The organism is Aliinostoc sp. HNIBRCY26 (assembly GCF_050235535.1).
Lineage (GTDB): Bacteria > Cyanobacteriota > Cyanobacteriia > Cyanobacteriales > Nostocaceae > Trichormus.
This window is the reverse complement of the sequence record NZ_CP189852.1, coordinates 6,027,087-6,052,580: the sequence shown is the minus strand read 5'-3', so window position 1 is coordinate 6,052,580 and position 25,494 is coordinate 6,027,087. Positions and strand designations below refer to the sequence as shown.

Here is a 25,494-nt window from a genome sequence, read left to right as displayed (position 1 = left end):
ATCAGGTTACTAATTTAAAAAGAATCAATTATTCTACTCATTTAAATGTTCTTTTAAAGATGAATACAAATTAATAATGTGATGATCAATCAAGCTGTAATAAACATTTTTACCTTCTCGACGATAATTCACTAACCGCATCACTTTTAATAATCGCAATTGATGAGAAACGGCCGATTCGGTCATTTTTGTTAATGCAGCTAAATCACAAACACACAACTCTTGAGAAGCCAAAGCTGATATCAACCGCAGACGATTGGGATCTGCAAGGATGCCAAAGATTTCTGCCATCTGTTGTGCTTGTTCTGGAGACAAGATTTGTGTTTGGATTGACCGCACATTATCCAGATGCACCAAATGGGTGTCACATTTTGGTAAGTCGGCATTTTGCAGCAATTCCAACTCTTTTTTACTCTGTTGCTTATTCATCAGGGTGCTTTTCAATAATGGTTATTACTTTCAATCTTAACTAAAATTAAAATATTGTACATTTGAATAAATGTTCATATATCGTATTAAAATACTTGTAAAAGGCTGGTAATTAACTTTGTTACCTGCAAATTGCTATGACTCAAACTCCTTCCCTGAAAACCCAGATTCTCCAAGTGAACGGTATGGATTGTGGTAGTTGTGCCAAGACGATAGAAGTTGGTTTGCAACAATTACGCGGCGTTACGGAAGCATCAGTTAGCTTTGCTACAGGAAAAGTCAGGATATCCTACAATCCAGAGGATTTGAGTCTAAAAACTATCTACGATCGCATTCAGGCTTTAGGTTACACAGTAGAACAAAGTGCTGAGGTAGAGTCAGAGCAGAAAACTCATTCTTGCGGTTGTAGTCACGATCATGCTCATCACAGTGATAGTCATTCACTGGTGGAAATAGCTGATACTAAATCGCTACAAGCACAAATTGGTGGTATGGACTGCGGCAGTTGTGCCAAAACGGTTGAAGTTGGCTTGCGCCAAATCCCAGGTGTCTGGGAAGCATCGGTGAATTTTGCAACGCAACGAATGCAGGTATCCTACAACCCGCAGCAGGTGAACGAAAAAACTATTTATGACCAAGTGAAAGCTTTGGGTTATACAGTTGAGGTGGGGTCTGAGTCACATTCTCATCACTGTGATCATGACCACCATCAACATGAACAGGACAAGGCAGTTTCTAAGATTGCACAGCAATCTGATCCCACAAACTGGAAATTTTGGATTACTAACCGTCGGGGACAAGGTGTCATTCTTACAGGTGTGGGGTTAGCGTTGGGTTTACTGGCGCAATATTTAGCCTTACCTATTTGGATAGCACGAGCTTTTTATGGCGTTGGTATAGTGATTGCAGGCTATCCCATCGCACGGATTGGTTTATTGGAATTGCGCTTGCGCCGGGCTGATATGAATCTGCTGATGACTATTTCAGTCATCGGTGCATTGATTTTAGGTGACTGGTTTGAAGGAGCGTTGGTTGTCTTTTTGTTCTCGTTGGGTACAACATTGCAAGTTTTGACTTTTGATCGCACACGCAATGCAATTCGCGCCCTCATGAATTTAACTCCAGCCACAGCTACCGTCAAACGAGGGAATCAAGAAGTGACTGTTCCCGTGGAAAATGTTCAAGTTGGTGAAATTTTGACAGTTAGACCAGGTGGACGCGTAGCGTTAGACGGCATAGTTGTTTCTGGTAGTAGTGCTATTGACCAGTCTCCAATTACGGGAGAATCAATCCCAGAAGATAAAGAAGCAGGCGATACTGTTTTTGCTGGGACGTTAAATCAGTCAGGCTTTTTGGAAGTCAAGGTTACACATACAGCAAAAGACACGACTGTTGCTAAAATTATCCATTTAGTAGAAACAGCCCAAGGTAGTCGCGCACCTTCTCAACAGTGGGTGGATAAGTTTGCCGGAGTATACACCCCGATTGTCATTGTGATTGCGATCGCCATCGCGCTTATTCCTCCTTTGGTATTTGCTCAACCTGGGAATGTCTGGTTTTATCGAGCCTTAGTCATGCTAGTCATTGCTTGTCCCTGTGCTTTAGTCATTTCTACCCCAGTTTCCATTGTGAGTGCGATTGGTGCGGCAACTCGTCAAGGAGTGTTATTTAAAGGAGGTAACGCACTAGAAACCGCCGGACATCTGACTACTCTGGCTTTTGATAAGACAGGTACAATTACCCAAGGGCTACCGATTGTACAAAAGATTTATAGCCTGGGAAATCACAGTACCCATCAGGTGTTACAAATTGCCGCCATCTTAGAGCAACACTCAGAACATCCACTAGCAAAGGCTATCGTGGCTAAAGCTGATGAATTGAGCATAGATTTAGAAACACCGATGAACTTCACCGCACTACCAGGGAAAGGCATTCAGGCAATCTGGAGTGAAATAGTTTATTTAGTCGGTAATCGACGGTTATTTTCCGAGCAAGGTATTTCTTTATCTGGAGAAACGGAAACTCTGTTGGCAGAAATTGAACAACTTGGTCAAATTCCGGTACTCGTAGGGACAAAACAAGAAATATTGGGAGCGATCGCGCTGTCTGATGGTATCCGTTTAGAAGCAACAGAAGCCATCCGACAACTCAAGCGACTGGGGTTAAAGCAATTAGTCATGCTAACAGGCGATCGCGATCGGGTGGCTAGGCAAATTGCCCAACAAGTTGAGATCACAGAATATAGAGCCGAACTCTTACCAGAAGATAAACTCCAAGAAATTCAACAGCTACGACGTTCTGGGGTGGTAGGTATGATTGGGGATGGGATTAATGATGCACCAGCTCTAGCTGCGGCAGATATCAGTTTTGCTGTGGGTGGAATTGATATTGCCTTAGAAACAGCAGATGTAGTGCTGGTTGGTGGTGACTTGAGACGATTAGCTTATGCAGTGAATTTAAGTCGTCGGACTGTATCTGTGATTCAACAGAATGTGGTTTTTTCTTTAGTCACCAAGGCTTTATTTCTACTATTGGGAACGTTGGGTTTTGTTGGGTTAGCGGTAGCCGTTTTAGCAGACACAGGGACTTCTTTATTAGTGACTGCAAATGGAATGCGCTTATTTAAATCAAGAAATACGGGGGTGTAATAACAATTCGCAATTCGCAATTCGCAATTCGCAATTCGCAACGATGCTCCCGCCTTGCTACGCTAACGTAATTGGTAAAAACTGGCAATTTACGCAGAGATTTGCCCAATTTTTTGTGAGACCTAAATTACATAACCGTGTTGCGTGTAGATTCAGTATCAATTGGCTTAATTAAGTACAATCGCAACATATTCCAAAAGATAGCAAAAGCAGGCGGGATTCTTTGGCAGAATTTGACGAAATTCGGCAAATTACTATTGTTAATTGCTGCTAGCTTCAGATTATTTTCGGAACACTGTTCTAATCGCCAGAAAAATTCCGGGTGATTAGTATTTAAAATTACGGGAAATGCTCTAGCAGAGGTATTATTTGTCTCTTGAATGACTCTTTTATTGTATTTGCGGGGATGGATACCAATGACTTCGTAAAAGCTGGCTCTCTCAAATACTGTCATTGTGTGGGTAGCAAATACAGTTAATAAGAAAAAGCGTATCCATAACTTCGCTTTCCAACTTTTCCATAATTGGGGCTGCGATCGCAATACAGCTTTAAAGAAATCTCCGTGGCGATTTTCGTCTTGACACCAACTCTCAAATTTACGGAACAGAGGATAAAACTGATATTCTGGATGCTCTTGCATATGCTTATGCACCAAAATATAACGCCAGTAACCAATTTTCTCCGATAGGTAGACGGTGTAAATCACCCACTCTGGCGGGAAAAAGGTATATGTGCGCTTCTTAGTTAAATAATTTAGGTCTAAGGAAAGGTTTAAATCTGCCATCGATTTATTTAAAAATCCCGCATGGCGTGCCTCATCCCGTGCCATATAATTAAAGGCCTCAGCCAATAAGGGGTTGCGGTCTTTAATGCGGCGTGATAGCTCTTTAAACAGGAGAAATCCAGAAAACTCTGAAGTGCAAGAACGTTCCAAAAAGTCAATAAAGGCGCGGCGTTTTTCCCCTGTAATATGATCCCAATTTTGCTTAAACTCTGCATCTCGAACGAAGTGATGGCGGTTGTAGTCCTCCCGCAGTTCTTCTACAATGGCTCGAATCTCCGCCTCATTGGCTGAAATATCCATCTTTGCCACTGCGTCAAAGTCGGTAGTATAAAAGCGGGGTGTTAATAAAGTTTCTTGAACAGGTGCTTTGATTCCTGGCTTGAGAGTTTGTGGCTCTGGGGTTGCAAGGCTATTAACCATGAGACTCCTTACTATAAATGGTTTTATAGTTATATAAACATAAAATGATATTTGTATACATCAGTTAAATTATTGAACTGATTAGGTATTGGGGATTAGTGATTAGGGACTGGGTACTGGGGCATATCAATTCAAAATTCAAAATTCAAAATTCAAAATTGAAGAGTTTTACTCCCCCTACTCCCTTGCTCCCTGCTCCCTGCTCCCCTGCTCCCAATATATGTAGTGAAATTAAGCGAAATATAAAAAAATATTAATCTCCGTATAGTTATAAAGCTATTAATAGTTAAATGAGTTTGGGAGATATAAAAATAGTCTGGATTTGCATCAGCAGTGATAGTTGCTAGATAGAGCGATGCCAATCCTCTCTAAACCCAGAATAGCAATCCTCTCCAGTATTGATTGTGAACTGGCAACTATTTTGAGTCTATGAAGGGTGCTGAGTTAAAAGTGCTAGTTACTGAGTTAAAAAATGATCATCTCAATAACTGAGCATCAGGTAAACGCCACGCTACCGGTAACATAACTCATCACTCAGCACTCAGCACTCAGCACTCATAACTAAATCAAGCATGAAGGAAGTAAAAATGAGTAGCAATTTAGCAATTAAATTACGTTCTGGTACTCAAAAAGCTCACACAGCAGCAGAAAATGTGGGATTCATGAAATGCTTTTTGAAGGGGGTTGTAGATAGAGAATGTTTTGCTAAATTTTTAAGCAATCTGTATTTTGTCTACAGTGAACTAGAAACCGCAGTGAAAAGTCATGTCAATAACCCTATAATTGCTGCGGTTTACTTTCCAGAATTGAATCGCCAAGCCGCCTTAGAAAAAGACATGGTATTTTATTATGGCAGTGAGTGGCGCAATTTGATTACACCTTCTAGTAGCGCACAGGCGTATATTAATCGCCTTCGCCAACTTTCTGCCCATGAACCTGTGTTGTTAATTGGTCACACCTATACACGCTACATGGGCGACCTTTCTGGGGGTCAGATGTTGCAAAAAATTGCTCAATCAACCCTGAAACTATCTGGCTACGAAGGTACATCTTTCTATAATTTTGACCAGATTCCCGACAAAGCAGCATTTAAAAACAAGTATCGTCAGGCGATGGATTCATTATCTATTGATGATGCCACAGGCGATCGCATTGTTGCTGAAGCCAATATTGCTTTCCAATACAATATGCAAATGGCTAGAGATTTAGAGGGCAATTTAATCAAAGCCATTGGTCAAGTCGTCTTCAATAGCTTGACTCACAACACTAACCCTGGTAGTACCGAAGCACCAGCAACCTGAAATCAGGAAGGCAAAAGGAAAAATGCAAAAGGCAAAAAAAGAATCTTTTATCTTTTTACTTTTACCTTTCTTATGCCCTATTCCCTAATTTGGTTTAAATGAACACATCAGACTCTAGCAGTGAATCTTTAAACTAGAAAATAGCTAGAGCAGAGGCATTTTATTGGCAATTTGTGACCAATCAAACAACAAATTGTAGACCCTACATACCCATAGACACGACCGTACAGCAAGGCAAAAGTAACAAGTCAAAATTCAAAGTATATTGTGTCATTTCAGATGTTATGAAAATTGCTACTGCACTTCAAGTGTCTGATAAAAAGTAGTAAAAAATACATTTGAATTGATAAAAATCATCAAAGCTATCTTTTGCCTTTTGACTTTTACCTTTTTGAATGGTCACATTAACTTGGAGGATTTGATGGTTTTTCTGTCATCTGGAGTCAAATTTGACCTGGAATTGATTCAAAAGTATGATACACCTGCACCAAGGTATACCAGTTACCCAACTGCGACACAGTTAGCTGAAGGATTTACAGAGAGTGATTTTCGGGAGGCGATCGCCAGATCCAATCAGAGAAAATCACCTCTTTCTTTATACTTCCATATTCCTTTTTGTCAAAGTGCTTGTTACTTTTGTGGTTGTAATACTGTTATTTCTAATAACAGGAATATTGCTAAACCTTATCTAGAGAATTTAGCACAAGAAATCAAGCATACTGCTTCTTTGATTGACCAAGATAGAAAGGTACTGCAAATTCATTGGGGTGGTGGTACACCTAATTATTTAGACTGTGAGCAAGTAGAATTTTTGTGGAAACAAATTACCCGTAACTTTAACCTTGATCCACAAGCTGAAGTTTCTATTGAGATTAACCCCCGCTACGTTGACGAAGATTACATTTTCTTTCTCAGAGAAATTGGGTTTAATCGCGTCAGCTTTGGTATCCAAGATTTTAATAGTAAAGTACAAGTAGCCGTCAACCGTGTCCAACCAGAAGAGATGTTATATAACGTCATGAGTTGGATTAAAGCGGCTCAGTTTGAAAGTGTAAATGTAGACTTAATTTATGGTTTACCTTATCAAACTTTACAAACATTTCGAGAGACAGTACAGAAGACAGTTGCATTAGATCCGGATCGGATTGTGGTATTTAACTTCGCTTATGTACCTTGGTTGAAACCAGCACAAAAGCATATTCCTGTAGAAGCATTACCCGAACCCCAGGAAAAGCTAGAAATTTTGCAAATGACCATTGAGGAATTGACAAAAAGCCAATATTTATTTATTGGGATGGATCATTTTGCCAAACCTAACGATGAATTAGCGATCGCCCAACGTAACCGCACTCTGCAACGTAACTTTCAAGGCTATACCACCCACGCTGGTACGGATTTATTTGGCTTTGGTGCTACTTCCATTAGTATGTTACATGATGCTTACGTACAAAATCATAAGCAGTTAAAAGAATATTATCAAGCAGTTGGTAGTGATACTTTACCAATTAGTAAAGGTGTAAAACTCACCGATGATGATATCTTGAGACGCGATGTGATTATGTGCATTATGTCCAACTTTCAGCTAAATAAGTCAGAAATCGCCGAAAAATACGGTATCAACTTTGATGAGTATTTTGCCCTAGAACTAGAGTTATTAGAGCCATTAGCAGCTGATGGTTTAGTGAATTTATCGACTAACCATATCCAAATTACGGATATTGGTAGATTACTGGTACGAAATGTTGCTGTAGTTTTTGATACTCATAATCAAACACCAGAAAAACATTTCTCCCGTGCCATATAATATCTAATCTGATCCTGTCAGCTTGTGTTCATGGAACATTTTGGTAATTGGTAGCTGGTAATTCCCTTCACTTAATTACCTCTGACCAATTACCGACTGTCATCTCATAATACTCATTAAAATAATTCGTTATCCTGGAATAATTCAGTAACTTCCTATGCGGAGGATATTCTGAACTTATTAATTCTGATATATCTATCTTTTGGCTTCAAAAACTTACTTCATCTGGTGGAAACGCTAGCAAATCAAGATTGCTAATCTGATTACAGATGAGATTTTTGAGGACATTATATGAATATTATTGCTTGGGTAATATTAGGACTATTAGCTGGTGCGATCGCTAAAGCAATTTATCCTGGAAGTCAAGGTGGCGGTATTCTTTCCACAATGATTTTAGGTATCATCGGTGCTTTCATTGGTGGTAGTTTATATAGTTTATTCGCCACGGGAACTTTACAGTTAACTGCGACAAGTTTAAGTCTACCCGGTCTTTTAATTGCTGTCATTGGTGCAATGGTTGCTATCTATCTGTGGGGACTAATTAGCAGAAGCCGCAGTGTGTAAAAAATTCAAAATAAGCAACTCCTCATTTTGTTATCAAGTATTCTATGTTGTGATGCTTGATCATTTCTTACTCAGTTGAAAATATTTGTAGAGGCGGTTCATGTTTTTTCATAAAAAAGAGCCTATTCATGCTGTAAAAGTCGAGGAAGCTAATCCTCGCTTTGCTCAATTACTTCTAGAGCAGTTTGGTGGAGCAACAGGAGAATTATCAGCAGCTTTACAATACTGGGTGCAATCATTCCATGTTGAGAATGCTGGAATTCGCGATATGCTGCAAGACATTGCCATTGAGGAATTTGGGCATTTGGAAATGGTGGGTAAACTCATTGAGGCTCATACCAAAAATGTGGATCAAACAGATGTTTATAAAAGCACTCTTTTTGCAGTCAGAGGAATAGGGCCTCACTTTCTAGATAGTCAAGGTAATGCTTGGACTGCAAACTATCTCAATGAAGGCGGAGATGTAGTTAGAGATTTGCGTGCGAATGTTGCGGCTGAGGCTGGCGCGCGTCAAACCTATGAAGAGTTAATTAAGCTGTGTCCAGACCAAGGTACAAAACAAACTTTAGTACATCTTTTGACTAGAGAAGTTTCTCACACCCAGATGTTTATGAAAGCATTAGATTCACTGGGTAAATTAACAGATCCATTCTTTGGCAATATTCAACCTGATGAGACTGTAGATATTTACTACAATCTATCGACTAACGGTCATGGACAAGATGAACGCGGCCCTTGGAATTCTGAGCCAACATTTAAATACGTTGCCAACCCATTAGAAAAAAGGTAAAAGGTGAAAGGTAAAAGGTAAAAGGTAAAGGGCAAAAAGCTATTCTTTACTTTTTACTTTTTCTTTTTTAGATAAGTCAGTAGTAAAGAAAATAATCCAGGCTAAAACTCCCTCCGCCTGCACCCTGCGCCCTTCCCTATTTTATTTATTCCCTGTGTTCCTAAATTGGAGAGTAATCTGTGATTGTAAATCCAACACCAAATGGATGGGAAATTATTTATCACCGCGCCCATGCGTTGTTAGCAGCGCAACTAGCAGGACAATGGCGACGCAAAAATTCTCCAGCACGGATATATGAAACCCTAGCAGCCATTTCTCATCATGATGACTTAGAAAAAGAATGGCAAGAAGATAACCTAACTCCCGGAGGTGCGCCAATGGACTTTACCATGCACCAAAAAACCTCCTTGGAAAAACTGGTTGATTTGGTGAATAATGCTCGTTATCGAGGACGCTGGGTGACTTTATTAATTTCCAAACATATCAGTCGTTTAAATGAGCCAAAACGGGGACAATGTCCTGAACTAGATCAATTTCTAGATGAGCAACTGCAAAATCAACAGCGTTGGCGTGAGGAGTTGGGCATCAAAAAAGAAGACGTAGATGCGGCTTATGCGTTTATGCAGTGGTGCGATCGCCTATCATTAATCTTATGTCAGCAAGAATTACCAGCCGACGAAAGATTTTTAGAAATTAGTTTGGGGTCTGATGGTCAACGTTATGACATTATGCAGCGTAGTGATCATTTGCTGACCGTTCAACCCTGGCCTTTTGAGGACGATAAGTTTACAGTTAATGTCGAAGCCTGCGATTTACATCAGGTCAAGTTTGCCAGTAATGCAGAACTCACTCACGCCCTGCAAACAGCCCCAATTAAAGTTTTAGAGTGGACTTTCGTGAAAACTTAAAAATCCTCATTATTTCCAGTCACCCCACACAATTAAAAAACGTCCGGGAGTGTTGCCGTGTTTCCACCCCAGACGCTTTTCAATTTCAACTTGCTCCTCACACACAACTAGAGAATATCACTTATTTTTTATCCAGTAAATTTGGCGTGTGACACTTTCTTAAGTGTACAAATATCGCTGGTTTTACCACCTAATTAAAAAACGCCTGGGAGTGTGACCGTGTTTCCACCCCAAGCGTTTTTTAATTTCAACTTACTCCTCACACACAAATAGAAGTTACCATTATGTCTGAGAAAATGGCAAGTATTATATTTAACTCTTTACAAAAACTTCATATTAGTCAAGATAATCTGTGGAAATACGGGATACAAAATTCACAATTAAGAAAGCTTCATACTACTAGGTAGGTTTGACGGGTATGTATCTTTTCCCCTCACAAAACTGGCAGATGTCAAAACCACTACCAATTAAAAAGCGTTTGGACGTGTTGCCGTGTTTCCACTCCAAACGCTCTTTATTTTCAACTTGCTCCTCACACACAACTAGAGAATAACACTGTCACACAAGACCGACTAGTAATATAAGTGACACTTTGCAAACTGCACCATGAGATGGGGACTGGGGATTGGGGATTGGGGATTGGGGATTGGGGAGACAAGGAAGGTAGAATTTACTTCAATGCCCAATACCCAAAATTGTTGAATTTTGAATTTTGAATTTTGAATTTTGAATTGATTAGCCCCATACCCAATTCGGATTAGTGCAGAAAGTGACGGATACCAGTCAATACCATTACCAAACCTAGTTCATTAGCAGCTTTGATGGAATCTTGATCACGCAAGCTTCCGCCCGGTTGGACGATCGCAGTAATACCTGCGGCGGCGGCTGTTCTGACAGAGTCATCAAAGGGGAAAAATCCGTCACTGGCGAGAATCGCGCCTTTAGCTTGATCTCCGGCTTGTTCGAGGGCGATTTTGGTTGAACCAACGCGGTTCATTTGTCCAGCACCGACACCAAGAGTAGTGCGATCGCTTGTGAGGACAATGGCATTAGATTTAACGTGTTTGCAAACTTTCCACGCAAATAACAATTCTGCTAATTCATCAGCCGTGGGTTGACGGTCGGTGACGACTTGCCATTTACTAGTGTCAGCGATCACATCATCCGCAGTCTGCACCAAGAAACCGCCAGCAATTTGTTTTACCAGAGTTTTGGGGCCACTACTCAAATCTGCTAAAGTCAAAACCCGCACATTAGATTTTTTAGCCAGAATTTTTTGGGCTTCTGCATCACAATCAGGTGCAACTACGCATTCTAAAAATGTCTTAGTTAATTCAGTGGCGGTAGCTGCATCAATAGAACGGTTGAGGGCGACAATCCCACCAAAAGCAGAGATAGAATCAGCATTAAAAGCCTTTTGATAAGCTTCCACCAAAGTATTACCTAACGCCGTACCGCAGGGATTGGTATGTTTGATGATGGTAGCGGCTGGTGTGTCAGGGAATTCAGCAATAATGCGGCGTGCGGCTTCTAAATCTACTAAATTATTGTAACTGAGTTCTTTTCCTTGCAATTTTGTCGCCGCAGCCCAACCACTTGCAGTTGTACCAGTTTGATACCAAGTAGCAGGTTGGTGGGGGTTTTCGCCGTAACGCAGAGATTGTAATTCTGTACCGTTGAGGGTGTATTGTTGGGGAAGGGAAGTTTGGGATTGTTGAGACAGGTAAGAAGCGATCGCTTGATCATAACTAGCGGTATGCTGAAAACCCTTTAAAGCCGCCTTTTGACGGAATTCTAGGGAAGCTTCCCCGTTATTTTGTCGTAATTCCTGCAAATACTCATCATACTGTGCTGGGTCACATAATACCGTCAGATGAGCGAAATTTTTTGATGAAGCCCTCAACATCGCCGGGCCACCAATATCAATTTGTTCCACAGCTTCAGCTAATGTTACCCCTGGTTTAGCAATAGTCGCCTCAAAGGGATAAAGATTCACGACTACCAAATCAATCGGGCGAATTTGGTTATTTTCCAAATCTGTCACATCTTGAGGTACATCCCGCCGGGCTAAAATACCGCCATGAATCCGAGGATGGAGAGTTTTTACACGTCCACCTAAAATTTCCGGTGAACCAGTGTATTCCGAAACCTTCGTTACAGGTATTCCCGCATCTTTGAGGGCTTGGGCTGTTCCCCCACTGCTGATTAAATCAAATTCAAATTCTTCTACCAAGCTACGGGCTAAGTCAATTAAACCAGTTTTATTAGATACACTCAGCAGTGCTAGACGCGCCATGTCTCAATTCCTCAAATTTAGCGGGTGATGCCAAAGACCACAATTTTTACATAACCCTGGCTTCACTTCAATACCATGAGGAATAATTGTGCTTTCTCTATTGTTTCAAACTCTATTTTTTAAGCGGGTTTATTTCCTATCTAACCAAGTCTGTAAATCAGCTAAACTGCTGAAATCTAGCAGTGCTTCACTCAAATCTTCCAGAACAGGCAAAGGTAAATCAGCAATTGAGGCGCGTATTTCTTCAGACAGTGCGCCAAAACGCTTAGTTAGCAGTCGGATAATTAGATTGATTGTTGCTTCCTCTCTTCCTTCCTCCTTGATTTCTCGATAAACTCTTGTTTCCTTAAGTGTAATTCCCAGCATCGATTCAACCTCTATTCTGCTCAATTGTTCAAACTTGTACACCATAATTGTCATAATCATCTCTATTATGGCGCGACTTGCTGGCTCAGTTACTTCTTGACGCGTTTTGCTTAATAAGTATCGGGCTTCTTCTGGTGCTTGACTTTCTTCTACAGTGGTCAGTTATTACTTAGCAGTATTGATCAGCCATTCGTTAGTTGCTGCATCTCTTAACAGAGAGAATCTAATAGTAGCAGGTGTTTGTTGTCCCGATTTCATGAAAAATGTTAAACGAGCGTCAACTGTTGCTGTTGATGTATCAGACTGTATTAAACTGACGTTATCAACAGATACACTTTCTACTTGTCCTTGCCACCAGTCCAAATAAGAACGATAGCCATTGGGGTGCAGGTTGCTATTTTGAAGACTGGGAGTTAACAAATTCCAGGCTGTCTCATATTGAGCCTGGTTGATATGGGCATAATAGTTCTCTACTGCTTGTTCTGGCGACTGTGTTTCAACTTGTGACGTTTGAGAATTACCTGCTTGCAATTCTGCATTGGTGGGTTGTGAACCAACGGGTTCTGCGGTTTCAGGAGTGGATGCAGTTACAGGTGAATTTGTGACGGCTGAAGAATTTGCGTCTGGTGTGGTTGCAGTTTCAGTAGTTTCTTGTGTTGTAGTGGTATTGGAAGTTGCAGGTGTATTTGTTGGTTCTACGCTGGGAGTGCTGTTGTTAGTAGTAGTAGATTCACTAGAAGATATTGTTGAAGGGGTGACTGATTGATTGGGTCTAGTTAAGGCAAAACCAATTAATACAGATACACTCACTAAACCACCAGCAATTAAGCTACCAAGTAATATCCCCCGACTGCTATTTTTTTTGCTGACAGGTTCGGGAGAGGAGGAAGATGCGGGACTAACGGCGACGGTGTTAGAGGCTGTAACAGATGGTGGAACTGTGACTACTTGCGGTTGTTGATAAGGATTTGTGGGAGGTTGTGATTGTTGATAGGGAGTTGTAGCAGGTTGGGGTTGTTGATAGGGAGTTGTGGGAGGTTGGGGTTGTTGATAGACAGTTGCGGGTAAGCTGACTGCGCCTAATTGCAAGGCTTCTAACATTTCCCTGGCGGTGGCGAACCGTTCTCTGGGATGATAGGCGATCGCACGATCAAGAGCATCTGCAAATGTCGGATTGACATTTAAAGCGTATGTACGCCAGATAATTTCCCCTGTTCTGGAGTCTGTTTCTAATTCATGGGGTTGTTTCCCAGTCAATAAATAAATTGCTGTCATCCCCAAACTATAAATATCACTAGAATACATGGGTCTACCAGCCGCCTGCTCACTCGGCATATACCCTGGTGTACCAATCACAATGGAACTGGTAGGATTACCTTGGGAATTAACGACTGTACCCATAGATTCCCGCACTGCACCAAAATCAATCAGTACAGGTTTGCCATCTCGATGACGCAAAATAATATTGTCTGGTTTAATATCGCGGTGAATTATGTGTTTTGAGTGGACGTACTCTAAAACAGGTAGTAAATTTACGAGAATTTCTTGAACCGACTCTTCACTAAATACACCTTGTTGATAAAATTTATTAGTTAATGTGCTACCTTCTATCCACTCTTGAATCAAATAAAATTGCTCATTTGATTGAAAATAAGCATATAAAGTAGGAATTTGGTCTGTATAGCTGCCTAACTCTTCTAAAATAGCCGCCTCACGTTGAAATCGCTCTTGGACGAGTTGGTAAATTTGAGGATTGTTGTGTATTGGTTTCAACAGTTTCACCACACAACGACGGTTAGATGGCATTTGGGTATCTTCAGCTAAAAATGTTTCCCCAAATCCACCACTACCCAAAGTTTGAACTACTCGATAGCGATTCTCTAATAGCGTTTCCATAAGTTAGTGCAGAACAGTGTAAAATTAGTTGTGATATTGTATACATTTTACCCATTATCCAGTAGTTACCCAAAAATTGTCACTCAACAATTATTTGAGTAGTTCACTGAACAACAGTATGGATTTTATTCGCAATTAACTACAAATAAGACCAGCCTAATTACTTAAAATGTCTCAAATTATAAAGGTCTTGATATTGTTTAATGTAATCTACATTCTGCTGCTCTAATCTGCTGAGTAATTTTAAGGGAAATTCTCTCGGTGAATATATGGGTTGATACCAAGTTTGAGTATTAAAATATGCTTGTAATTCAGGAGTATCAAATCTGCGTCCATGACGAGCGAAAATTGTATTCCGCATAATATCTAGTGTGTAACCGTCTTTACCATTTAAATCCGCATCGGTGACAAGTCGTTCAGAAAGCCAGAGATAATTACTCTGATTAGTTTCTGGTGGTGGTGTAAAAGAATTGACAATCTGAGAAGTATCTGTATTTGATGGAGACTGAGTTTGGGGAACTACGTTCTTGGATACTTTGGTTTGCAAAGATTGGGAAACAGGGGAAGTAGTTTCTTTGACTACTGGCTGTTCTGAGGAAGGTTGCGGCGGTTTTGTCAATATGAACCCAAGAATCACCGAACCACCAATCAAACCACCAGCTACTAAACTCCCAATTAATATATTTTTTTGCTGATTATCTGTAACACTAGCTTGGGGAAGTACGGGAGTAGTTGGTTGTGCTGTGTGAGAGATGACAGGCGGGACAGAGTACGGCTGTGTGGGTGGTATGGAGTTAGCATCCCTTTGCAAAGCCTCCAGCATAGCTTTTGCTGAGGGGAAGCGATCGCGGGGATGGTAAGCGATCGCCCGATCAATTACACTAGCCAAAATCGGACTAATATTCTGGGCATAGTTACGCCAGATAATTTCACCTGTTTGTGAGTCAGTCTCTAAGTTTTGTGGTTGCATACCCGTTAACAAATAGACCGCAGTCAACCCCAAACTATACAAATCACTAGAATAAACAGGTCTACCTGCGGCTTGTTCGCTGGGCATATATCCAGGCGTACCAATCACAATCGAACTAGTAGCATGACCTTGGGAATTGATCACTGTCCCCATTGATTCCCGTACTGCACCAAAATCAATCAATACAGGCTTACCATCCCCATGACGCACCATAATATTATCGGGCTTAATATCACGATGGACAATTTGCTGAGAGTGGACGTAATCCAGAACAGGTAACACATTCAGCAATATTTCCCGGACTGTATTCTCACTTAATAAGCCTTGTTGTCTAACCTTAGCGGTGAGTGTATCCCCTTCAATCCACTCCTGTACTAGATAAAATTGCCCATCTGCTGAAAAATAAGCATATAAAGCCGGAATTTGTCCAGTTTTTCCGCCTAATTCTTCCAGAATTGCCGCTTCACGTTGGAATCTTTCTTGAACTAACTGATAAATTTGGGGATTATTTTGAATTGGCCTGAGTTGTTTAACCACACACCTACGTTTAGAAGGCATATAAGTATCTTCTGCAAGATAGGTTTCACCAAACCCACCAGCCCCCAATGTTTGTATCACTTGATAGCGATCGTTCAACATTTGTGTTGTCATAATTGGTCAATAGTCAATAGTCAATAGTCAATAGTCAATAGTCAATAGTCAATAGTCAATAGTCATTAGTCATTAGTCATTAGTCAATAGTCATTAGTCAATAGTCATTAGTCATTAGTCAATAGTCATTAGTCATTAGTCATTAGTCATTAGTCATTACTTAGCACCGGCTAAACGCCGCCCTACCGCTAACAGCACTCATTACTCATTACTCATTACTCATTACTTCTCCCATGCCCAATGCCCCATGCCCCATACCCAATACCTCACTTCACATCTAATAATCCAGTTTCCTTTAACTTAGGATTGAATCGAATTTGTGTCTTTAATCCACGCAATTCTAAAGCGGCTAGAATTTCAGCTTCTACTCTTCTGGCGATGTTTTTCAGAATATTTATTTGCTTGACTTCATCATGTACAGGATTTTGATAATTTTCCTGCTCTTCTGGAGTCATTACTGTTTTAACATCAATAGGTTGTGTCCATGTTACTTTTTGTTCTCCATTACCCACCGGAAGACTACCATTTTCAGCTATCCATGCTTGCTCAATGTTTTCTAAGATAGTGCGATTAGGACGCTCAATCGTATGTATTTTCACCCAATAACATCTTTGGGGTTGACGGACTAAATGCTGTCTCAAGCTTAAATAGATATCGCGGGAGTAACCAATGAATTGCAATATTTTTTCTTGATTAAAAATGGCGTAAACTCCTATTTTCCCCTGTAAACTATCCGGTAAATTACCGTGATCATCAATGTAAGAAATATATGGCAATGATGTTAAAGAGGGAAGCTGATTTTCATTAGTCATGGGTCTATTGGAAATTACTAACTGTTTTGTAAATAGAATAGGGTAAATAGTTCAAGATTTATAGTGGGAAATTTAGTTCTTAAAAAAGGACTAAAGTCCTTACTACGAACTGAATGCTAATATGTTTACATTGATTAACATTGTTCAAATTTTCTAAGTTATTCTACTTGAATTAATAATTGTGATTTTTGTTAATTAAAATTCCAAAAAATCACTTAATTGAGTTAGCACAACCAAACCAAACTATAGCAGTTTAGTTTGACATGGAATGGGGAACAGACGGAGGTTGTTCACTTCCTTCTCTACAACTGGGTGATTAGTTCGGCTTTGGAAGGCGATCGCCTTCCAAATGGTCTAAAATTTGTCTTCCAACGCTGGCACTGTTCCCTATTTGCCTATGAATTTATAACGAGCGCGGCAGGACTCGAACCTGCGACAGACTGCTTAGAAGGCAGTTACTCTATCCACCTGAGTTACGCGCCCAAATCAAAACTGTGGCTCAACGATGAGTCACCTTAAAAATTATATCGTCTTTATGCCTAATAAGCAATCAAAAAAAATTGCAGGTTGACTGTTGCTAAGGCTAAGATGCTAGTCGCAAGTTGATTAACTAGCTTATTATGTGGTCGATGGATGCTGATTTGCGGGTTGATGGCGATGAACTAAACGCCCGGTGTAGCTGATCGCCTGAACATAGACTATTTTCAGATAGTCGCTCACTAAATCTATACCACGTAAGTAATCGCACTCTTGGCGATGTTGCTAAATCAGATTATAAATCGCTTATCTATAAAGCCCCTGCGGGGAGTTATTTGCTAGTGCCATGTTTATTTTGAAACGGCAGGATGTTGAAATATCAAGCATTCAGCACCCGAAAAAGGATCAGCAGGTGCCGATTCTCCATTATCAGGGGCAGACTTTTCGCTTGATTAGTGTATTCAAAGCTGGCCAAGAAGAAGAAGCTAGAACTTTGTGGCGAGAATTAACTGATCATCGTGGTAAAGCTTGCGTCTTACTGGAGGAACCAGAACGCTTTAGCGTTTGGGGTAAAGTACGCCTAGACCAAATTGGTAATGATACTGGTGGACACAGCAAAAACAGCACATTAATTCAGGCTAGCATTTTGCTACTACAAGCTGTTCACATGGATATAGAAGAATTTTTGGGTACGAAGCAAGTTTCATTATTTGAAAAAGACGTAGCTGAATTTCAGAAGCAGCAGCAGTTTCCTGAGACTGCTTCGATTGAAGCGGTGAAACAGTTAGTCTCAATTGATCCGTTGGAATCAGACAAGCTACCCCCCTGGAAAGAAAATCATGTAGTCAGCTTTTTACAAGAACTACATAAATTAGGGAAAACTTATTTTGGTAACGCCAACTTTGCCCATCAAGTAGCTAATCACCTACAGGATATGCCAGAAGGAGAGCGATCGCTCTTTATCTCGTGGCTGAGTCAGTCGTCCCTGAATAAGTTATGGCAGTAGAGGGAAAAGTCAAAAGGCAAAAGGCAAAAGGCAAAATGCAAAAAAGCCATGTTCTCAATTTTTACTTTTTTTCCCTGTTTACCCAATCCCACAACTTCTTTCATTTTGAATTTTGAATTGGTTCATCCCCAGAGTGCATTTAATCAAATCTTATGAGTAGTTCTTACAAAAATCCATCTTCATTGGCAAAATCTCTATTTACCACCCAGAACATAGTTTTAGCTAGCATTGGCTGGGGTGTACTAGCACTGCTATACTTTTTATTGTTTAGTGCCAAAGTCCCTGGAGCTAATGGTCAAGAAACCCGTGCTGAATGGTACGTGATTGGTACAAATATTTTTGAAGCGTTAGCTTATCTGGGTGCAGGAATTTTATGCTTAAGGAATTGGCGCAGTCCACAGATTGTCAGTAGCCGCAATGTTTGGCTAGCCATTGCCATAGGTATGATTTCTTATTTCCTGGGAGGGATATTTTTTGGTTATACAGAAATTGTTTTACGAGAAGAACCGGATGTGTCTATTGGCGACGTGTTTTTTGTATTAAGTTATATATCCCTGGGCGTAGGCATGATTTTAGCGGTAGCTGCTAGGCGAATTAATCTAGAAAAATGGCAATGGCTGATTGTGTCAGCAATTGGAGTATTTGGCAGTTTGTTGGCGTGGTGGATTTCTGCCCAGCAAGCTAAAGCCTCAGAAGACTTTTTAGCCACAATTTTGAACTTGTTTTACATAGTTAGCGATGTGCTGTTGTTAATTATCGCCACCACCCTACTTTTAGCTTTTTGGGGGGGACGAGTAGCCCAATCCTGGAGAATGATTGCGGCGGCGGCCTTTTCGCTTTACATTGCAGATATGTGGTTTAAATACGCTCAGGGTCCAAATTATCAAAGTGGAGAACTTTTAGAAGTGTTTTGGGTGTTTAGTGGAGTGTTATTTGGTATGGGCGCAGCCCTAGAATATGACGCATCATTAAGCCGGACTCGGCGGGAGCGCACAAGAAAACGAGCATAGAAAATTGGTGTCTACCGTGAGAAAACTAACAAATTCTGACAAACAAGAAATTCTCAAGCTATATCGAGAAACTGCTGAAACAACCTCAACTCTAGCAGAACGCTATGACGTGAGTAACTCCACCATTAGCCGCTTGCTCAAAAGTACCTTAGCAGAAGACGAGTATGAATACCTCGTTTCTTTAAAACGTGCAGCTAGGACACCTGAAGGAAGAGCGCAAGTCAGTTATGAAAATGTACCTGCATTTGTGCTACCAGAGTCAGAAGCACCAGCACCGACACCAGCACCAGCGAAAAGTCGGGAGAAACCACGTTTAAAAGCTGTGGAAGTTGAGCCACCCCAGCAGGAAGAACAGCCAGTAGTACCAGAAACAGATGAGGAAGAACAGCCAACTCAGCCTGTGAGACGAGTACGCAAGCGTGCTGTGTCAGGGGAGGAGGAAAAACCCAAACCCAAGCTCACTGTTGCCAAGCAATTGGAAATTCCTGTGGTACAGCCACAGGAAGTAGTTGGTATCTCTAGTTCTTTACTGGAGGATGACAAGTCTGATGTCACAGCTATTGCCCAAATGCTAGGGGAAGATTTGCTAGACGAATCGGAAGATTTAGAAGATGAGGAAGATTTAGACGATGATTTAGAGGATGATGAAGACTACGAAGAAGACGAAGAGGAAGAGTATTTTGAACACCCCAGACCTCTTGTTACTAGACGGAGACCAGGGGAAGCACCAGTTCAAGTTTTACCTCTATCGGTAGCAGCGTTACCCAAGACTTGCTATTTAGTCATTGATCGTTCCTCGGAGTTAATTACTAAACCCCTCAAGGATTTTGGTGATTTAGGACAAATTCCCAGCCTGGAAACCCAGCAAAGAACTTTACCTGTGTTTGATAATCACCGTGTCGCCAAGCGGTTTTCTACCAAGCGCGATCGCGTGATTAAAGTTCCTGATAGTAAAATGCTGCATAAGGCTCGCACTCATTTGCAAGCCAAAGGCATTACCAGACTATTAATTGATGGTCAGGTTTACTCTCTATCTCTGGTTTAAAAGTCTAGATTTCCAGGTTTTTAGAGACGTTGCAATGCAGCGTCTCTATTTTTTTATGCAAATCTCTTAGGTTCCCAACATTTGCAAGTTATGCAAGGTAGAATATAGTCCCCCTGTTTTTAATAGTTCCTCATGGCTACCTTCTTCAATTAATTCGCCTCGCTTCAACACAAAAATTCTGTCTACATTGCGAATTGTCGATAAACGGTGAGCAATAATAATTGCTGTGCGTCTTTTTAACAACTCATTTAATGCTTGTTGTACTAATGCCTCTGTTCCAACATCTAAACTAGCTGTCGCTTCATCTAAAACTAAGATTTGGGGGTTACGAATGGCAGCACGGGCAAAGGCTAAAAGTTGCTTTTGTCCGCTAGAAAGATTTGTCCCTCGTTCTCGTAATTGGGTGTTGTAACTGGCTGGTAATTGTTCAATAAATTCGGCAATATTGGTTTTTTCAGCCGCCGTTTGAATTTCTTCAAAGGTGTAGTAATCGCCCAAAGTAATATTACTTTTGACATCACCCGCAAACAGAAAACCCTCTTGTAAAATTACCGCCATATAACGCCGCAGTTCGGCTTGGGGTAACTCTCGAATATCTACACCATCTACCAGAATGCGTCCTTGAGTGGGTTCATAGAGGCGACACAACAGCCGAATGATTGAACTTTTACCTGCACCTGTCGGCCCGACTAAGGCGATTTTTTCACCAGGACGAATGACAAAGTTTAAGTCTCTAATGACATAATCATCATCTTTGTAGGCGAACCAAACGTGTTCAAACCGAATTTCTCCCAAACTGGGTTGAGTGTCACTGTCTTGAGATTCTAAATTAGCGATGATTTCATCGATGTAACCAAATTGAGCATCTAAAACAGATATACGAGGATTAATGCGATCGCTAATTTCTATCGGTTCATCTAAAATATCACTCACACGCTCCATCGCCGTAAATCCAGACTGAATCACGGTGAATTTCTCGGCAAAATCCCGCAAAGGATCAAATAATCGCTGGGCATATAAGACAAATGCAGATAATGTACCAAAAGTCAAGTTATTTCCTAGCAGTAACCAACCACCCAACCCCAGAACTCCAGCGATCGCAATTAACCCAATCCATTCTAAAGTTGCAGAAACGGCGGAATCGTAAAAAATAGTCTCATCTACTAGTTTGTTATACCGTTGGTTAGTGGTGCGAAATAAATCCGCATTGTATTTCTCTCGCCGAAACAACTGCACCACATTAATCCCCAGTACGTTTTCCTGTAACTGGGAATTCAACATTGACACTTCTTCCCTAGCTTTGTAATTGGCTTTGCGATATCTTCGTTGGAAGGAAATCGTTAACCAAGTAATGGGTATTAATATCACCAGTAACAAACAAGCCAATTGCCACTGGATAGAAAACATTAAACCCACAATTACCAGCATTGAGAAGATATCAGAAACAATACCTATTGCCCCCGTAGAAAATACATCACCTAAGACTTCTACATCACTAGTGAGTCGAGTGACTAACTTACCTACGGGTGTACGGTCAAAAAACCGCACTGCTAAGGATGTAACGTGATGGAATAAATCTTGACGAATACCTGCGGTGATATTTTGTCCAATCTTCTGAAGTATGTAGCCCTGAACACCAGTGAGGATTAACCGCAGCACAATCATCGCCAATAATAGGCCTTCCAGAATTTGTAATCCTTGAAGTAAGGGACGATTCCTCAAAAACTCGTAGGTGCTGGGTTCATTGCGAATCAGAGACACAGCCTGTCCAATTAATAAAGGCTGTACTGCATTAGCTAAAGCAATAGGCAATAGTAGCAAAATTGCTACGGACAGCAATTTACTGGTACGGCGCGCGTAAGGTACTAGACGGAGAAATAATCGCCAGTCATTGTTACGCCAACGATTTTGTCTGTATGGTTTGGGGGATGATTGGTAGATGCTCATAGATGAGCATTATATTAATTTTTAGAATTCTGCAAACACTTGTTTAGGGACAACATTATGAGGTTTTGTGACTATGCCTGAGATAGAAACTGCAAGATTAAAATTGAGGCATTTTACGCTGGATGACTTTGGTACCTTATTTCGTCTTTACTCTGATACTGAAGTTATGAGGTATCTATCCCTAAGAACCCAAGAACAAACTCAAGAGAGTCTCATTAAGCATATCCAACATTGGGAAAAACACAATTTTGGGATGTGGGCAGTAGTTCATAAGGATAGCTGTAAGATGATTGGTCGTTGTGGACTCGGTTTTTTAGAGGACACCCCAGAGGTTGAGCTAGGCTATGTATTGGATAAATCCTATTGGAACATGGGCTTGGGTACAGAAGCATCTCAGGCAACATTAAAGTACGGTTTTTTGACAGTCCAGCTAGATCAAATAGTAGCGATCGCCCGTCCCGAAAACATAGCCTCCAGGCGGGTAATTGAAAAATTGGGGATGAGGTATCAAAAACACACTCATCACTACGGTGTCGATGTTGTATATTACAGCCTCGCTAAATCAGAATGGCAACCAGATAATAGCCTTTCATCTGTTGACAGATGATAGAAAGACTAGATGCAAATGACTTTTCGCTGCGTTACTCTGTATTAACATTTCCAAAACTTACACAAAAAAGTATTGTTGCCAGTGTGTAAGTTGACATATTTATGATACAATTGTACTATAAGCGGGTGAGCTTGTACGAAAATAAATCTCCCGTTAGTGCTGATAGTCAAAGTTTCGGGAAATAACAGCAGATTGCAAGTACATGAGGCACAGATTTTCACAAAAAAGCAATATATAGAAATCGTGGTTGATTTTTAAATCTGTTCACTATCAACAGACTGACAACCCTGTTCTCTACTGTAACGACCAACTAAAAGTTGATTGTCTTTTATCCACGAGGAAGCAGTATGACCAATAATGTTCAGATTTCTCTGTTCAAAATTATTGAAATTCTCACAGCTAACAGCCAACATATCATTATCAATATCAAACATTTGCAAGCAAACTATCAAAGAACAGGGGTTAAAAAAATTTATGGTGTCCGAGATATCAACGGAAATCTGATTCAACCTTGGTTGCGAACAGAATATATCGATAATTCTGAATATGTTCACATGGGTAAGTTTGTATTTAATCGCAATACTGCCACAATTAATCTGCTAGTAAAACGTCAAGTTAAGCTGGTAAAGTCTGATGATCAAACCCCGATTTTAGAAGTAGCAGGATTGTTAGTTAATGATTTGCATACATTCAACAATTACACAATTGTTAGCAATGGCAAGATTCATGTGCCATGCTTAAAAATCAAAATCAGTAGCAAAAAGGCTTTTGATTTAATCAAAGAAGTATTAGATTCACAGGAATTTGATTACCAGCGAGAATATACTTTACAACTTGAGGCATTACCTTTAGTCTCCAACGATGTTAAATATCCCAGCATTGATGGCTTATTTGATGAGCTAGCAAAAATCAAGGTGATTACTAGCATTATTAATGCTCATCTTAAAGGTGAATCTGATATATTTTTAGATTCACAAATCGATGAGTTAAAAAATCACTATATCTCTAATAATGTCTACCTCAATTTCCCCAAAACTAACGAATACCAAAATCATCAACAAGGGTTATCTGATGGCTGTATTGATATACAGGATGTCTATCACATTGACATCGGTAGTCAAGACATTTTAAATCTCAGCAAATTTTATTCTGCCAACAAATTCCTCGATAAAATGTATCGGCTTTATGACAAAGATACCGGTGAAATTTTCCCTAAACCCAACTGGTCAATGACTCAGCAAGACAACATTGCTGTGAGATATAAATTCTTGTCATCGCGTGTCAAAATTACTAAAGTGGATGAGTTCATGAAAGTAATTTTTGATGATTTTTTGGGAATTGAAAATTATGGCATAGTTGCGGCGATGCTAGCAAAAGTAGATGCTAACAGTTTAGGAGAGTTATTACAAGATAAATATTCTGGTCAGATTGTAAGTAAAGAAGTAATGGTGACAGCACTAACGGAAGCCAAAACCAAACTAGAACAATATGCAGAGAAGATTTATCAAGAAAAAATTTCCCCACTAGTATTTTATATTGGTGTTACTGGTATACTCCCTGAAGAAATGTCTGCTCCTGCGATGACAGCTACGGAATTGGCTAGAAAATATCCCCATTTACAGTTTTCTAAATATGAAAAGACTGGTCAATTTTTTGTAGTGGGTGATAGTGTGATTAGCATCTATGCTCAACCCGCCTATTATTCTAGACAAACGAATGTCACCGAAGAAGTTGTGGTTGAGAGATAAATCTTTAAGTAAATTTATGTCAATGCTGTTCAATAGATAAAAAAATAGGGTGCGTTACATATTTGCTAACGCACCCTTGATTATAGGAATATAAATAATTAAACTCCAATTGTTGCAGAAATCATTAAATCGGCAATCATACTTAATCCCCTGCCGACACCAGGAACTGTAAATAAAAGCATCATAGCAAAGATGCCAAAATTTGTATTTTGTAATGGTTTTAATTGGGGAAAAATTTCACTGAAAACATGAAAACCATCAAGCGGTGGAACGGGTAACAGATTAAATAGAAATAATGTCAAATTAATCCGACACGCTAAGTAAAGAAACTCAAAACTGAAAATTCCTGGACTATCAGGGTTAGCAAACAGTTTGATTAAAATGATAAAGAAAATACCTAAAGCTAAATTAGACAAAGGGCCAGCCGCAGATACGATAATATTGCTCAGTTTAGGAAAGCGGAATTTAGCGGGATTAACCGGCATTTGTCCCCAAGCTATCCCTGTAAAACAAAGAAAGATCAGGGATTCTACTCCCATATGAACTACAGGGTTAAGCGTGAGGTGTCCTTTTTGCTGTGGTGTATTATCTCCCTGACTGATGGCAGCCCAGCCGTGGGCTAATTCATGTAGGGTAATAGAGAATATGACAATGACAACTATGCGGAAAAAAAGAACTGGGTCTGTGATCAGTGTTTGAATAAACATGATTGTCCTGTAGTTTGATTTTCTTGAGGGGGTGCATCATCAGTCACCCCTAGAGGATAGGAGGGGTAATTTAGCTACAATTAAGTAAACAGTCGATATTGAGTAATTTCCAAATCTACAAGTAAACCATTCTGCGATCGCTTATGCCTTCACTCTTGTCTCATACATAATTACTATATGTCTGGTGATTACCCACATATGCAAAACTGTAAATATTATACAAATCTTAAGAAAAATAATATTTAAGCTAACAGAGTATTTTTTGGTATATTTTTATCTTTTTTCTCTGAAAAATAGATTTATCA

Annotated in this window: 19 protein-coding genes, 1 tRNA gene and 1 pseudogene; 11 read left to right on the top strand and 10 right to left on the bottom strand. The window is 40.1% G+C overall.

The genetic code is table 11. The features are described from left to right. Positions 1 to 33: 33 nt before the first annotated feature. Positions 34 to 429: an ArsR/SmtB family transcription factor gene (locus tag ACQFX9_RS25570; protein ID WP_427159363.1), complete on the bottom strand. Its 396-nt coding sequence runs from the start codon at positions 427 to 429 to the stop codon at positions 34 to 36. A gap of 137 nt (positions 430 to 566) precedes the next feature. Between ACQFX9_RS25570 and ACQFX9_RS25565 the strand changes: the two genes are divergently transcribed. Beyond that, positions 567 to 3,077, top strand: coding sequence for a heavy metal translocating P-type ATPase (locus ACQFX9_RS25565; protein WP_427159362.1), 2,511 nt, complete (start codon positions 567 to 569; stop codon positions 3,075 to 3,077). A 127-nt stretch (positions 3,078 to 3,204) separates the two neighbouring features. Here the strand turns inward: ACQFX9_RS25565 and acsF are convergent, their stop codons facing one another. Beyond that, entirely contained in the window at positions 3,205 to 4,281 is a 1,077-nt protein-coding gene (gene acsF / locus ACQFX9_RS25560) for a magnesium-protoporphyrin IX monomethyl ester (oxidative) cyclase (RefSeq protein ID WP_427159361.1), read from the bottom strand. Positions 4,282 to 4,868: 587 nt separating this feature from the next. Here acsF and ACQFX9_RS25555 point away from each other — a divergent pair. The 5 genes from ACQFX9_RS25555 to ACQFX9_RS25535 all read left to right on the top strand — a co-directional run bounded on the left by ACQFX9_RS25555 (position 4,869) and on the right by ACQFX9_RS25535 (position 9,648). After that, positions 4,869 to 5,582, top strand: a complete 714-nt coding sequence (locus tag ACQFX9_RS25555) for a heme oxygenase (biliverdin-producing) (RefSeq protein WP_103137212.1) — start codon at positions 4,869 to 4,871, stop codon at positions 5,580 to 5,582. Between the two features lie 421 nt (positions 5,583 to 6,003). Continuing rightward, a complete protein-coding gene (hemN, locus tag ACQFX9_RS25550) occupies positions 6,004 to 7,386 on the top strand; it encodes an oxygen-independent coproporphyrinogen III oxidase (protein WP_236140541.1) in 1,383 nt (460 codons plus the stop codon). Between the two features lie 291 nt (positions 7,387 to 7,677). Continuing rightward, on the top strand, positions 7,678 to 7,950 hold the full coding sequence (locus ACQFX9_RS25545; RefSeq protein WP_427159360.1) for a GlsB/YeaQ/YmgE family stress response membrane protein: 273 nt from the start codon (positions 7,678 to 7,680) through the stop codon (positions 7,948 to 7,950). Positions 7,951 to 8,050: 100 nt separating this feature from the next. Next, positions 8,051 to 8,740 (top strand): manganese catalase family protein, encoded by a 690-nt coding sequence (locus ACQFX9_RS25540; RefSeq protein WP_427159359.1) that lies wholly within the window; start codon positions 8,051 to 8,053, stop codon positions 8,738 to 8,740. Between the two features lie 179 nt (positions 8,741 to 8,919). Next, positions 8,920 to 9,648 carry a DUF3891 family protein gene (locus tag ACQFX9_RS25535; protein WP_427159358.1) on the top strand — a complete coding sequence of 243 codons (729 nt, stop codon included), beginning with the start codon at positions 8,920 to 8,922 and terminating at the stop codon, positions 9,646 to 9,648. A 757-nt stretch (positions 9,649 to 10,405) separates the two neighbouring features. Here the strand turns inward: ACQFX9_RS25535 and purH are convergent. The 6 genes and pseudogenes from purH to ACQFX9_RS25505 form a co-directional block, all read right to left on the bottom strand. Continuing rightward, positions 10,406 to 11,944 (bottom strand): bifunctional phosphoribosylaminoimidazolecarboxamide formyltransferase/IMP cyclohydrolase, encoded by a 1,539-nt coding sequence (purH, locus tag ACQFX9_RS25530; RefSeq protein WP_427159357.1) that lies wholly within the window; start codon positions 11,942 to 11,944, stop codon positions 10,406 to 10,408. A 129-nt stretch (positions 11,945 to 12,073) separates the two neighbouring features. After that, a pseudogene (locus tag ACQFX9_RS25525) lies at positions 12,074 to 12,472 on the bottom strand (DUF4351 domain-containing protein); the annotation flags it as partial. 3 nt (positions 12,473 to 12,475) lie between these two features. Continuing rightward, complete coding sequence (locus ACQFX9_RS25520) at positions 12,476 to 14,206, bottom strand: protein kinase domain-containing protein (RefSeq protein WP_427159356.1); 1,731 nt, start codon at positions 14,204 to 14,206, stop codon at positions 12,476 to 12,478. Positions 14,207 to 14,366: 160 nt separating this feature from the next. Beyond that, the gene (locus ACQFX9_RS25515) at positions 14,367 to 15,827 is read right to left on the bottom strand and encodes a protein kinase domain-containing protein (RefSeq protein WP_427159355.1); all 1,461 of its coding nucleotides are present in this window, start codon (positions 15,825 to 15,827) and stop codon (positions 14,367 to 14,369) included. Between the two features lie 266 nt (positions 15,828 to 16,093). Continuing rightward, positions 16,094 to 16,639 (bottom strand): GIY-YIG nuclease family protein, encoded by a 546-nt coding sequence (locus ACQFX9_RS25510; protein WP_427159354.1) that lies wholly within the window; start codon positions 16,637 to 16,639, stop codon positions 16,094 to 16,096. 409 nt (positions 16,640 to 17,048) lie between these two features. Further along, positions 17,049 to 17,122: transfer RNA gene (locus tag ACQFX9_RS25505), tRNA-Arg, on the bottom strand. 340 nt (positions 17,123 to 17,462) lie between these two features. On the opposite strand from ACQFX9_RS25505, the gene ACQFX9_RS25500 reads away from it, so the two are divergent. The 3 genes from ACQFX9_RS25500 (at position 17,463) to ACQFX9_RS25490 (ending at position 20,177) form a co-directional block, all read left to right on the top strand. Further along, on the top strand, positions 17,463 to 18,122 hold the full coding sequence (locus tag ACQFX9_RS25500; protein WP_427159353.1) for an Npun_F0813 family protein: 660 nt from the start codon (positions 17,463 to 17,465) through the stop codon (positions 18,120 to 18,122). 152 nt (positions 18,123 to 18,274) lie between these two features. Next, complete coding sequence (locus ACQFX9_RS25495) at positions 18,275 to 19,132, top strand: hypothetical protein (RefSeq protein WP_427159352.1); 858 nt, start codon at positions 18,275 to 18,277, stop codon at positions 19,130 to 19,132. 16 nt (positions 19,133 to 19,148) lie between these two features. Further along, positions 19,149 to 20,177, top strand: a complete 1,029-nt coding sequence (locus ACQFX9_RS25490) for a transposase (RefSeq protein WP_427159351.1) — start codon at positions 19,149 to 19,151, stop codon at positions 20,175 to 20,177. A gap of 66 nt (positions 20,178 to 20,243) precedes the next feature. Here ACQFX9_RS25490 and ACQFX9_RS25485 read toward each other — a convergent pair whose 3' ends face one another. Further along, positions 20,244 to 22,124, bottom strand: a complete 1,881-nt coding sequence (locus tag ACQFX9_RS25485; protein WP_427159350.1) for an ABC transporter ATP-binding protein — start codon at positions 22,122 to 22,124, stop codon at positions 20,244 to 20,246. A gap of 73 nt (positions 22,125 to 22,197) precedes the next feature. Between ACQFX9_RS25485 and ACQFX9_RS25480 the strand changes: the two genes are divergently transcribed. Then, complete coding sequence (locus ACQFX9_RS25480) at positions 22,198 to 22,731, top strand: GNAT family N-acetyltransferase (protein WP_427159349.1); 534 nt, start codon at positions 22,198 to 22,200, stop codon at positions 22,729 to 22,731. Positions 22,732 to 23,081: 350 nt separating this feature from the next. Beyond that, positions 23,082 to 24,482: a hypothetical protein gene (locus tag ACQFX9_RS25475; RefSeq protein ID WP_427159348.1), complete on the top strand. Its 1,401-nt coding sequence runs from the start codon at positions 23,082 to 23,084 to the stop codon at positions 24,480 to 24,482. A gap of 98 nt (positions 24,483 to 24,580) precedes the next feature. Here ACQFX9_RS25475 and ACQFX9_RS25470 read toward each other — a convergent pair whose 3' ends face one another. Further along, positions 24,581 to 25,189 (bottom strand): site-2 protease family protein, encoded by a 609-nt coding sequence (locus ACQFX9_RS25470; protein WP_427159347.1) that lies wholly within the window; start codon positions 25,187 to 25,189, stop codon positions 24,581 to 24,583. Positions 25,190 to 25,494 lie beyond the last annotated feature (305 nt).